This is a genomic window from Companilactobacillus furfuricola (assembly GCF_003946325.1).
Lineage (GTDB): Bacteria > Bacillota > Bacilli > Lactobacillales > Lactobacillaceae > Companilactobacillus > Companilactobacillus furfuricola.
Genome location: NZ_RHNT01000004.1, coordinates 16,309 through 28,799, shown reverse-complemented (window position 1 = coordinate 28,799; position 12,491 = coordinate 16,309). Strand labels below are relative to the sequence as shown.

Here is a 12,491-nt window from a genome sequence, read left to right as displayed (position 1 = left end):
CTCGTCACCCAACAAACAAAGCCTCAGCAAAAATCTGAACCAAAAACAAAACCGAAATAACAACCAAAAGCAAAGACATCTCACTATGATCACCAACAACCATCTTCAAAACCGGATAAACAATAAACCCAAAAGCCATCCCAGCAGAAATAGACCCACTAAGCGGAATCAAAACAAAAATCAAAAACGCCGGTATCCACTCGCTCAAATCATCATAATCAATATTAGCCAAATTCTGCATCATCAAAGCCCCAGTAATAATAATCACAGGAGCAATAGCAGCTTCAGGAACAAACCTCAAAAAAGAAATAAAAGGCAGAGCAACTGCGAACAAAATCCCAGAAGTCAAAGACATGATCCCAGTCTTACCGCCACTCTTGATCCCAGCAGCACTCTCAGCAGCAGCCACAGTCGGACTAGTCCCAAGAAAGCCCGACAAAAATGTAGCTACAGAACTAGCTTGAAAAGCTTTCTTAAACAACTTCTTATCCGGCAGTAAACCTTCTAAAATACCCATCGACTCAAAAACCAATATCATCGTCATCGAAAAAACAGCCAGCAAAAACTTCAAAGAAAACAACTCTGAAAAATCGCCTTGAAAAAGTAGCTCGCCATATTTACTCAACATCGAAATATCAGTCTGGGGAGTTTTAGTTGTGATGCCAAAGAAAAACGCCATCACACTAGTTAAAACAATACCTATGATAAAGCTTCCAGGGATCCTCTTTATAAAAAGTCCTAACGTTACTAACAAACCAAATAGGGCTAGTAACACAGCTGGATCAGATAAATTCCCTAGCGACAATAAAGATCCGTTAGCCCCCTGCTTGATCAAGCCAGCTTTTTGCAGACCGATCACGACCAAAAACATCCCTATTCCCGTCGTGATACCGATCTTCAAACTACTGGGAACAGCGGCAGCAAGCAAGTCGCTCAATTTAGAAAAACTGATCAACATGTAAACCACACTGCTGAAAATACTAATGGCAATCGCCTGTTGAAAACTCAATTGCATACCAACTACTAACGTGTACGTGAAAAAGGCGTTGACACCCATACCTGGGGTAATAATGATCGGTGCGTTCGCCCAAAACGCCATCAACAAGCAACCAATGATCGAGGCAAAAATCGTTGCAAAAACGCTCAATTCAACTGGTATCGAAGCATCTTTCAAGATCATCGGATTGACGATAATAATATAAGAAATCGTGAAAAATCCCGTGATCCCGGCGATGATCTCCGTTTTGATATCTGACTTAGTTAACTTATTCCATCCTAAATAGTTAAACATTTAAAAAACCTTTCATAAATCGATCTACCAAATAAACAAGCCTACGGTTCCAGCGGATAGTAGTGATACGAGGATACCTGACAGTAACAAATATCCAACATTTTTGGCAATCAGATCATTTTTTTCTTTATCTACTAATCCCTTGAAACAACCGATAATCATTCCAATTGTACTGAAATTGGCGAAAGATGTTAAGAACACAGTTAAGACTGCCTTAAAGTGTGGTTGGAAACTATTGATCGTATCGGTCACTTTACCCATAACCACAAATTCGTTGGTCACTAACTTCGTTCCCATGTATTGAGCCATCTGGAAGGCATCGCCACCGTTTAGTCCCAGCAACCAAGCAAATGGATATAAGATGATGCCTAAAATATGTTCCAAAGAGATCCATGGATGAATGAGCCCGAGTAATTTGTCGATCAAAGCTGCTAACGCAACAAAGGCAATAACATTAGCGGTAATGATCAAGACTAATTTACCAGCATTCAAAATTGAATCACCTAAGAAGGAGAAGAAAGGTTCCTTTTCAGTCTTAGCATCAGCTTCTTCAACCGTGCCAGTTGATCCACTCCCTTGCATCGTAGCGATCGTATCTTCCTCTTCAGGAACGTTAACTGGATTCAAAATATTAGTCACGATAATGGCATTGATAATATTGATCGGAATAGCTGTCAAAATAAATTGTCCCGGCATCATGCTAGTATAAGCACCAATGATCGAAGCTGTGACACAACTCATCGACATCATCGCTAAAGTCAAATTTCTTTCAGCTTTCATTTGCTTCAGTTGCAAAGATGAAACTGCCAATGCTTCGGTATTTCCTAAGAACATCATTTCCACGGCGAAAAACGATTCAAATTTCGGTTGGCCGGTTATTTTGGCCAAGCCTTTACCGATCCACTTGATGATAAATGGCAATACTCCGATATAAGTCAAAATATCAAATAACGGAATGATCATCAAAATTGGCAAGAGGACACTAACGACGAAGTCCATATTCTTAACGTGGACCATGCTAGGCAAGGCGAACTCGACCCCCGTGTATGCTACTTGAACTAAAGCATTGAAAGCATCGGCCGCACCTAAAACGATATTACGTCCGATCGAAAAGCTCGTTAAAAACCAAGCTAGCACAATATTCAAAGTGGTCATGATCGCGATGGATTTCCACTTGACTTCTTTTTTATTTTTTGAAAAAGCAAAGGCAATCAAAATGAAGATTGCTAATCCAATAATGTTGACTACTAAATACATATTTTATTCACCACTAATCCTTAATGGCAGTTTCTAAAGAAATCAACATCATGTCTTTGAATGATTGTTCTCTTTCTTTAGCAGAAGTAGCCACGTTATTTAGAATTTCATCACTAACAGTACAAATCGCTACAGCTTGAGCATTGTTTTTCGCAGCGATGGTATAAAGTGCTGCTGCTTCCATTTCAATTCCCAATACGCCGTAATCGCGCAGTTTCTCGTTGTCGATCTCGTCATTATAAAAACGATCAGCCGATAAAATATTTCCCACATGCGTCGTCACGCCCATGTCTTGCGCAATTTGATAAGCATTGTGGACCATTTTAAAGTCAGCCGTTGGTGCGTAATACATGCTGCGACCTAAAATGTTATAGATCATTGACGAATCGGTACTAGCAGAATTAGCAATAATAACATCGCGGACTTTGACATTCTTGCCGATAGCTCCGATAGTTCCCACACGGATCAATTTCTTAACACCGAAGAATTTCACTAATTCGGTAGCGTAAATGGAAATCGAGGGGATCCCCATCCCTGAAGCTTGAACAGAAACTTTTTTCCCCTTATAAGTTCCGGTGTAGCCGTAACAATTTCTAACTGTGTTGTATAAAACTGGATCTTCTAAAAAATTCTCGGCGATAAATTTTGCCCGTAATGGATCTCCTGGCATCAGTACTACTTCTGCAATATCTCCCATTTTTGCATCAATATGTGTGCTCATTTCGAATTCTCCTTCTACCCTACGATTTTTTACTCAATAATTTTATAGATCATGTTAGGTGCGGTTGCTGCCGGTGCTATTTCAATATTTTCTCGGATCAATTTTTCAATATCTGAAATATCCTGACGATTACTGTAGATCGTCATCAACGATTCGCCTGCTTCAACTGGATCGCCGATTTTCTTATGCAATTCGATCCCGACTGAATAATCCAGTTTGTCGTCAGCTTGTTGGCGACCTCCACCCAGCAACATGCTGGCGATCCCGATCTCATCAGCAGTAAGTTTGGCCAGTACTCCAGATTTTTCAGCTGGAAGTTCGATCTGATATTTGGCCTGAGGCATGATCGAATAATCATCAACTACTCGTTCATCCCCACCTTGAGCCTTGATCATCGCTTTAAATCTCTCTAAAGCTTTACCGGAACTAATAGCTTCTTCAAGCATCACTTTAGCTTCGTTGACATCTTCGGTCTTGCCACTCATCACGACCATATAGCTTCCGAGTGTCAAGATCAGTTCCCGTAGATCCTTTGGTCCCTTGTCTTTTAAAATATCGATCGATTCTTCAATCTCCAATGAGTTACCGATCTTATTACCCAACGGTTGGTTCATATCCGAGATTACTGCCTGGCATTTCAAACCAACGCCTTTACCGATATCGACTAAGGCTTGAGCTAATCTAGTCGAGTCTTCCAAAGTCTTCATGAAGGCACCGGATCCCGTTTTAACATCGATAACTAAAGCGTCGGCACCAGAAGCGATTTTTTTACTCATGATCGAACTAGCGATCAGTGGGATCGAGTCGACTGTATCGGTAACGTCACGCAAGGCATAAATTTTCTTATCAGCTGGAGCGATATTACCCGTGGCTCCAATGATAGCCAATTTTTCCTGGGCTACTTGATCAATGAACTCCTCCTCACTGATCTCGACTTGATATCCAGGTATCGCTTCTAATTTATCTAAAGTCCCGCCAGTGTGACCCAAGCCTCTTCCAGAGATCATCGGTACCGGAATATCTAACGCCGCAACGATGGCAGCTAACGGCAAGCTGACTTTGTCACCGACACCACCAGTTGAATGCTTGTCGACTTTTATTCCCGGGATCTTTGATAGATCCAAGTGATGACCTGATTCCATCATCTTCATCGTTAAAGTAGCCCGTTCTTGATCGGTCATATCTTGAAAATAAATCGCCATCAGCAATGAACTGATCTGATAGTCGGGAATACTTCCATCTGATACCCCATCGACAAAAAATTGGATCTGCTCTTCAGATAATTCTTTTCCATTTCTCTTTTGGTCAATAATATCGATCATGCGCATAATTCAATCATCCCCCTATAGGTCATTTAAAAAGCTCGTGCCGACTTCACTTCCAGCAACATCAAAGTTGTCTAAAACAGTCGCTCCAAAATCAGCGAAAGTACTTCTAACGCCCAAGTCTCCACCAGCTGCCATTGAAGGCGAATAAGCGATCAGTGGAACTTGTTCTCGAGTATGATCACTACCAGTAAAACCAGGGTCATTTCCGTGGTCAGCTGTGATGATCAACAAGTCATCTTTTTGCAAATTGTCTAAAACAGTTCCTAAACGTTTGTCAAAATCCATCAAGGCATTTCCAAAACCGATCGGATTACGACGATGACCATACATCGCGTCAAAATCGACTAAGTTAGTAAAGCAAAAACCGGTAAAGTCTTCTTTCATAACTTCATCAACGTGATCCATCCCATCCATGTTGCTTTCATTGTGATAAAGCACATCTAAACCTTTATTTGAAAAAATATCGCCGATCTTACCGATGCCGTATGTCTTGACCCCAGCTTGTTGGAGCTTATCGAGCGATGTTTCGCCAAATGGTAGCAAGGCGTAGTCATGACGGTTGGCAGTTCGAGTAAAATCACCTTTACCATTACCAACATAAGGACGAGCAATGATCCGACCGACCACGTATTTAGGTCCATTTACCAGTGTTCGAGCATACTCACAGATCTTATACAATTCCTCAAGCGGAATAATTTCTTCATGGGCAGCAATTTGTAAAACGCTATCGCCGGAAGTATAAATGATCAGATCTCCCGTCTGCATTTGATGCTCACCGAACTCTTCAATGATCTTAGTACCAGATTCAGCCTTATTCCCGACGATCTTCCGTCCAGAAAATTTACTGATCTGATCAAGCAGATCATCAGGAAAACCATCAGGGAAAAAGCTAAGATGCTTCATAACCGGCAACTGCATCATTTCCCAATGTCCATCCATACTATCTTTACCGACCGACTGTTCGTTCATCTTTCCGTAAAAAGCCTTCGGAGCTGGTTGTTTGGGAACACCTAGAATTTCTTCACCATGAAGATTAGCAAGACCCAACTTGCCTAAATTAGGCAGTTTGAGCTCTCCTTGAAAAGCCTCTCCAACATGTTTAATAGTGTCAGATCCTTGATCATTAAACGTCTGAGCATCGGGGGCGTTGCCCACCCCAACAGAATCCAGAACGATCCCAAAAATTCTCTTATACTTCATCGTTTCACCATTCCTTTTTATGATAGCGTTTACATTCATAAGCAAAAAAAATATCTAGCGAATTACTTACCGATCAAAGCCATACTTGCACTAACACCAAGTCGAGAAGCACCAGCTTTGATCATCTTCTCAGCATCTTCAGCCGAATGGATCCCCCCAGCAGCTTTAACTTCGATCCTATCACCGACAGCAGCCTTCATAATTTGAACATCTTCTAACTTAGCTCCACGAGTAGAAAAACCAGTCGAAGTCTTAACAAAATCTGCCCCAGCATCGGCCACGATCTCGCTAGCCTTAGTGATCTCTTCATCAGTCAAAAGTGCCGTTTCGATAATAACCTTGAGCAGCTTATTATTCTTATGAGCAATTTGGACAACTGCTTCAATATCAGACTTAACAAAATCAAAATTGCCACTCTTAAATTGACCGATATTCATCACCATATCAAGTTCATCAACACCGTCAGAAATAGCTTGTTCTGATTCAGCAACCTTAATAGCAGTAGTATTTGCTCCTAAAGGAAAGCCAATAACACAAGCAGTCTTAACATCAGAACCTGCCACCATCTCGTGAACCAACTTAACCCAGCAAGGATTGACCATCACTGAAAAAAAGTGATTATCAATAGCTTCATGAGTAACCTTTTCAATTTGAGCTTGAGTAGCTTCTGGTTTAAGTAACGTGTGATCTAAATAACTATTTAATTCCATGAGTAAAATCTCCCTTCATCTCTTAACAAATTCATCTTAGCAACAAACTGAACATATGTAAGCATCTATTTTGAAATAATATTCATAATTGACCAAATCTAAAATTTTTTATGCTATACTAATCTCAACAAAAATTAGGGGTAACCATGCAAAATAAAAAAACAGCCACAGCGCTAAAAATCTGCCATTTATACTACGACGACGGCCTAAGCCAAAACGAAATAGCCAAAATAATCGGCATCTCCAGACCAACAGTATCCAGACTGCTACAATATTCTCACGAAACCGGCCTAGTAAAAATAGAAATAGCCGATCCCGCCACCGACCTAGACGTCTTATCAAAGCAATTAGAAACCAAATACAACTTAAAAAAAGTCCTAATAGCCTACGACATCAGCGACAATTACGCAGCCATCAATGAAAAAATCGGCCAACTAGCAGCCGAGTACTTAGATGAAATAGTCCAAAATGGCTATTCCATCGGCATAAGCTGGGGGAAAACCATAAACGCCGTAGCCAACAACTTAAAAACCAGTGAAAAATCCAACATCAAAGTAGTCCAACTAAAAGGAAGCGTAGCCTCCAGCGACATGAACAACTTCGCCACCGAGATCCTAGAAAAATTCGGCAAAGCATTCCAAACAAACGCCATCAACTTGCCACTACCAGTAATCTTCGACAACGCCACAACCAAGCAAATAGTCCTAGAAGACCGATTCATCAAAAAAATAATCGACGAAGGCAAAAAAACCAACATTGCCCTATTCACCTGCGGAACAGTCCGCAACGACGCCTTACTATTCAACCTAGGCTATTTAAATCAAAAAGAAATAACCCAACTACAAAAAAATTCCGTCGGAGATGTAATGTCACGCTTCATTACAAAAGACGGAAAAATAGCTAATCAAACCATCAACGACCGAACAGTAGGCTCAGATCTAGATGAGTTAAAAAACAAAGACTATTCCATCCTAGTAGCAGGATCAATGAAAAAAGTATCCTCAATCAAAGGAGCCCTAGCCGGCAATTACGCAAACGTACTAATAACCGACTACGGAGTAGCGCAAAAATTACTATCCGAATAAAAAAGTCAGCCAAACGGCTGACTTTTTGAATACCCAAATAAAGAAAGACATGAACAAAATAACGAAACGAAAAAACCAACAGCAAGAGTGCGAGAGAAGCGAGCACACGAGCAAGAAACAAATAAGCAGAGAGAAAAAGCAAAGCGAAGAACCAGGCAAGAGCACGAGGAACGAGTGCACGAGCAAGAAGCGAAGGCAAGAGAAGAAAAAAGATATTCACTCTTATCTAACCAAAAAGAAAACAAAGATGGCAAAAGCAATGTAAGTCAGGAAACAAGAATGAGTGGAGCGAAGTCCCACGAACCGAGAAAAGAGAAGAAAATCGAGATAAAAATTATATCGTAACAAGAAAAGGAAGCCCCTACTCCCCACCAGAATAGATGAAGCCTGAGATAGACATGTGAGAAATAGGACGAGCAAACAGTGCCAACTTGATCAAAATAAATCGGTAAAACTCAAACCAAGGGGGGATTATGACTCTATCTAGACGGAGAGGCCCGGGGATACAGACCTCAGTGGTGAAATTTCACTTGGCGACGAAGGAGCTTAGTGAAAGGTGCAGTTTTGAAACAAGCGAGCGTACTTTGCTCGATTGGTTCAAAATGTGCCCACCACGTTCCAGCGTCTGCATCCCCGGGCCCCGGAGTCGGCATTGAACGTAGCAACCAACCTACTACCTCCACACCCCAACCGCCAAACAAACTAACAAAACGTGCCCCAAGCAAAACTCCTCTGTCTGCCATAGCTCTCTCACATCTATAAAAAGGCAAAAAAAAATAGCCCTGGACCAACCCAGAAACAAAAATAAAAACCATATCACCCATCACGCCGTATCCGAATCTTCTTCCTCTTCTTCTGACCGCCACCAATAGAATGCACACCCAAAATATCAAGGAAAAACACAAAAATAGGAATACCAATAATAAGCCCCCAAGCGCCCAACAACTCTTCCGAAACAATCAAAACCACAAAAGTAAAGAAAATAGGCAAATGAGTCATAGTAGACATAAACTGCGGATTCAAGAAATAAGTCTCGATCATATGAATCACAATCACCATAATAATAATGTAAATAACATACTTAAACCCATCCACAGAATAAGCCACAAAACTAAGCGGAACCAAAGAAATAATAACCCCGGCCACTGGGATCAACGAAAGAATAAACACCATAGCAGCCAAAGCAATAACACCAGGCATCTTCATCACGATCAAAGTAATAGTCGTCAGCACCGTATTAACAACTGCAATCATCAACTGTGCCTCAATAACAACACCAAAAGTATTAATAAATTTCTGACCATAATAGCGGATATCTTCAAACAACCAACCATAATTAGAAGTCAAAAATTGACGCCCAAACTTATTCATATCGTCGATCTGAGAAGTATAGAAAAAACTCAAGATAAACGACATAAAAATATTCAAACCGATCGCACCAACACTAGTAATATAGTTGACCACCTGCGTAGTAGCCGTTTTGATCTGATTATCAAGATTGATCGTCTGCAAATACTCATAAATATAAGAAACATACTTACTGTCGCGGAATTCCTTACTCTCATAGAACTTCGTCAGCGAGTTAATAATCTTGCTCGATTGATTGACCAACTGTGGAATATAATTCGAAGCTGCCCAGATAACCACCGCAATGATCAAAATATACAGCGGCGCCAATATAAAAATCGGCTTAACACGCACGTGCTTTTGAACAGAACGGACTAATTGAACTGATAAAAAAGTAAAAATAAAAGTCAATAAAAACAGGCTCAGCATACTTCTGAATAAGTAAAAAATCAAGCAGACTAAGATCAGGATAGTTGCCCTTCTCAGTCTTTTGTTAGCAACAAACTTATCATAGACACTCATCAACAAAACTCCTTAACGAACGAAAGTACAAATCAACAAAACAATCATCATTAACATTATAGTTTCGATAGTGTATCTATGATACCAGATTATTGCCGTGAACTCACGAAACATTGCCGGCCATTTAAAAACCGGGATCGTGATCGAAGGCACGAAATTAGCATCCAATCCTAAACGAGTTGCATATTGCTGAACACGTGGAATATGAAATTCGCTAGTCACTACCACAATATGAGGTAAGGAACTTCCCTTCCAATGACGTTTAATAGTGATCGAAGAAAATTCTAAATTTTGTGCCGTATTCTCGGACCTGTTTTCTACTATAATGTCGGAATCCGGGATCCCATGGTCAAGCAAATATTGACGCATCCTTCCTGATTCCTCGATCTTAGAAACAGCACTTAGAAACAGCGCTCTTCCCGCCACTTACAATGATCTGAGGATGCCCGTTCAATGCATGATAAACTTGGACCGTCTTCTCTAAACGACTCATCATGATCGGTGGAATCCGACGACTCATAAACTTTGAACCCAGCACAACAATGTAATCTGCTTGCGTATCAAGGCTCAGTTTTTCAGAGCGTTTGACCTTATAGTAGTAAATTAGCATGATCAGCAAAAATAACAGATCCACGCAAAAAATAAACGCAAGAAAAATTGTAAACAATGGCGACAAGTGTGGTAGTCGTTGCAATTTCACAATCGGTGGGATCATCCCCACGATAAAAATAATGACTGCGATCAATGTTGGCAATGGATGACGACTAAACAAAAAGCGCACGTGCATAACCAACACAACCTCTAACACAGCCACAAACAAAATATAAATTAAAAATGACATATGTATTCCCTCATTTGAACAATGACCAAGATCTCTCACAAAAAGCCTATCAGCATCCCCAATGCATAGCTTCTTGTTGGTAAGAGAATTGTGATCTCAACCAATAAATTTCAAATTTCCCAAAATTATCTTTTTGAATATCAATATTATACAACGGAAAAACTCGAATGTATCCAAAAGAAACTAACCCCGACAAGCAAAAAAGCCAACCGAGAGGCTGACTTTTTTAAATTATATAATTTATATTATATTCACTTTATACTGTATTTTATTTATGTGTAATGGAACCATTTTCAAAGAGTATTACTTAAAAAATCTTCACGAGATTATTTAGCAGTAAATTGAGCGTAATTATCCATTACCCATTCATTAGTTGATACACGATAATACTTGTGACCATTATAAGTCTTAGATTGATCAGTATACCAATCAGTATTATTAGCCAAACCACGGTTTGACTTTGTAGTAGAGCCATTGCTATTGAAACCAACTAGTGGCACAGCATAGCTTCCTGAGTTATTGACCTTAACAGTACCTTCAGATGAGTTAGCAGAAACACCACCATTGTTAGTACCAGTTGAAGCATTGTTGTTAGAACCACTATTAGTACTTGAACCGTTCATTTGGTTGTAATACTTTTGAACCAAAGCAACGAATTCTTCCATACTGTAGCCCCATTTAGCAAAGTAGCCAGTAGGATCAGTATGGTTAGTTTCACCGTACATCTTAGAAGTTTGGTCATGAGAAACAATAGTCTTACCGTATTCAACAGGCAAACCATATTGGTGCAGTCTAAAGGCAGCATAGTAAGCATCGTTAGCAACAGAACGAGCAAACTCGTCAGCCGTATTCACTTCACAAAGTTCAACCTGAATATACTTAGCATTAGCAGTAGGACCAGCACCCCAAACACCATAGTCAGCACTGTGGATGTTAATAATCTCATTAGCATCTACAAAGGCATGCACATAAGTTTGGATAGTAGGCCAGTTATTGTTAAAGTAAGAAACCTCATCCTCAGCAGTAGCACCAGGAGTAGCAGTCTCATGAATAACAATACCTTCCGGCTTACCAACACCATTTTCGTAAGGGATCCATTGATTAAAAGTACCCTCACGGAATTGAATAGAAACAGGAGTAATACCTTGATTAGCAATATAATCGTTAACAGCTTCAGCGCCAACTTCTTGGGCAGCAAAAATTTGAGGAACCACTTGATTAGTAGTAACAAATCCAGCACCTGTCAAAGCAGCAGCAGTAGCCAAACTAGCAATAAATTTTTTCTTTGAAAACATAAATAATACCCTTCCCACAGTTAATTTTCTTAACCAGTCAATCTTAACAAGTTTTCACCCAATAATGTTGTAAGTAATAAAAATGTAATCATAAGGTAATTTTTAAGTATTAAAACGATAAATTAATACCAAAAAGAATCGTTAGAACCCTAACAACAAAATCAAAAACCAGTCACATCAGGCATTCAATACAACAACAAAAATAAATGAAAAATAAATCAAATATGACAAAAACAAAAAATATAACGCTTTCAAATTTAAACTTAAGCCAACTTTAAGAAAACAAGAAACCAAAAATCCAAACCCGAATCACCAAATATAATAAGAAAAATGAAAAAATAAATTAAAAAAAACCAAAAAAATTCAACAAAAATCCCCCAAACCAAGGCGAAATTGTGAGCGAAGCAAGCAAGTGAGCCCAAAAGAGCAAACAAAAAAACAGAAGAAAGATAAAAAGCAGAGGAAAAACAAAAAAGGCACAAATCCAAACACAGCAATCAACCAGAAAAAGAAATATCCAACACACAACAACCTACACCAGGAACTAGATCTCACCAACAAAAATAGAAACTGAGATAGACATGTGAGAAATAGGACGAGCAAACAGTGCCAATTTGCAGAAAATAAATCGGTAAAACTCAACCAAAGGGGGGATTATGTCTCTATCTAGACGGAGGGGCCCGGGGATACAGACCTCAGTGGTGAAATTCCTCTTGGCGACGAAGGAGCTTAGAGGAAGGTGCAGTTTTGAAACAAGCGAGCGCACTTTGCTCGATTGGTTCAAAATGTGCCCACCACGTTCCAGCGTCTGTATCCCCGGGCCCCGGAGTCGGCATTGAACGTAGCAACAAACTACTACCTCAACCTAACCAACCAAACTAACAAAACGTGCTC

General features: G+C 39.9%; 14 protein-coding genes. 2 read left to right on the top strand and 12 right to left on the bottom strand.

Annotated elements, in window-relative coordinates:
• Nucleotides 1-4: 4 nt before the first annotated feature.
• From EKM78_RS02420 to deoC, 6 genes are all read right to left on the bottom strand, one after another.
• Entirely contained in the window at nt 5-1,291 is a 1,287-nt protein-coding gene (locus EKM78_RS02420; RefSeq protein ID WP_125768864.1) for an NCS2 family permease, read from the bottom strand.
• 24 nt (nt 1,292-1,315) lie between these two features.
• Nucleotides 1,316-2,548, bottom strand: coding sequence for a NupC/NupG family nucleoside CNT transporter (locus tag EKM78_RS02415; RefSeq protein WP_125768861.1), 1,233 nt, complete (start codon nt 2,546-2,548; stop codon nt 1,316-1,318).
• Between the two features lie 13 nt (nt 2,549-2,561).
• Entirely contained in the window at nt 2,562-3,269 is a 708-nt protein-coding gene (deoD, locus tag EKM78_RS02410) for a purine-nucleoside phosphorylase (protein WP_125768858.1), read from the bottom strand.
• Nucleotides 3,270-3,298: 29 nt separating this feature from the next.
• Nucleotides 3,299-4,597: a pyrimidine-nucleoside phosphorylase gene (locus EKM78_RS02405; protein ID WP_125768855.1), complete on the bottom strand. Its 1,299-nt coding sequence runs from the start codon at nt 4,595-4,597 to the stop codon at nt 3,299-3,301.
• Between the two features lie 15 nt (nt 4,598-4,612).
• Complete coding sequence (locus tag EKM78_RS02400) at nt 4,613-5,797, bottom strand: phosphopentomutase (protein WP_125768852.1); 1,185 nt, start codon at nt 5,795-5,797, stop codon at nt 4,613-4,615.
• Nucleotides 5,798-5,859: 62 nt separating this feature from the next.
• Nucleotides 5,860-6,507, bottom strand: a complete 648-nt coding sequence (gene deoC, locus EKM78_RS02395; protein ID WP_125768849.1) for a deoxyribose-phosphate aldolase — start codon at nt 6,505-6,507, stop codon at nt 5,860-5,862.
• Between the two features lie 146 nt (nt 6,508-6,653).
• Between deoC and EKM78_RS02390 the strand changes: the two genes are divergently transcribed.
• Both EKM78_RS02390 and EKM78_RS12450 read left to right on the top strand, forming a co-directional pair.
• Complete coding sequence (locus tag EKM78_RS02390; protein WP_125768846.1) at nt 6,654-7,592, top strand: sugar-binding transcriptional regulator; 939 nt, start codon at nt 6,654-6,656, stop codon at nt 7,590-7,592.
• Between the two features lie 174 nt (nt 7,593-7,766).
• Nucleotides 7,767-7,937, top strand: coding sequence for a hypothetical protein (locus EKM78_RS12450; protein WP_164507165.1), 171 nt, complete (start codon nt 7,767-7,769; stop codon nt 7,935-7,937).
• A 167-nt stretch (nt 7,938-8,104) separates the two neighbouring features.
• Here the strand turns inward: EKM78_RS12450 and EKM78_RS02385 are convergent, their stop codons facing one another.
• The 6 genes from EKM78_RS02385 to EKM78_RS12445 form a co-directional block, all read right to left on the bottom strand.
• Entirely contained in the window at nt 8,105-8,335 is a 231-nt protein-coding gene (locus tag EKM78_RS02385; protein WP_125768843.1) for a hypothetical protein, read from the bottom strand.
• Nucleotides 8,336-8,408: 73 nt separating this feature from the next.
• Nucleotides 8,409-9,461, bottom strand: coding sequence for an AI-2E family transporter (locus EKM78_RS02380; protein ID WP_125768840.1), 1,053 nt, complete (start codon nt 9,459-9,461; stop codon nt 8,409-8,411).
• 12 nt (nt 9,462-9,473) lie between these two features.
• The gene (locus tag EKM78_RS02375; protein ID WP_125768837.1) at nt 9,474-9,830 is read right to left on the bottom strand and encodes a YdcF family protein; all 357 of its coding nucleotides are present in this window, start codon (nt 9,828-9,830) and stop codon (nt 9,474-9,476) included.
• Nucleotides 9,831-9,849: 19 nt separating this feature from the next.
• A complete protein-coding gene (locus EKM78_RS02370; protein ID WP_125768834.1) occupies nt 9,850-10,302 on the bottom strand; it encodes a YdcF family protein in 453 nt (150 codons plus the stop codon).
• 326 nt (nt 10,303-10,628) lie between these two features.
• A complete protein-coding gene (locus EKM78_RS02365) occupies nt 10,629-11,597 on the bottom strand; it encodes a peptidoglycan recognition protein family protein (RefSeq protein WP_125768831.1) in 969 nt (322 codons plus the stop codon).
• Between the two features lie 695 nt (nt 11,598-12,292).
• Complete coding sequence (locus EKM78_RS12445) at nt 12,293-12,448, bottom strand: hypothetical protein (protein WP_164507164.1); 156 nt, start codon at nt 12,446-12,448, stop codon at nt 12,293-12,295.
• Nucleotides 12,449-12,491 lie beyond the last annotated feature (43 nt).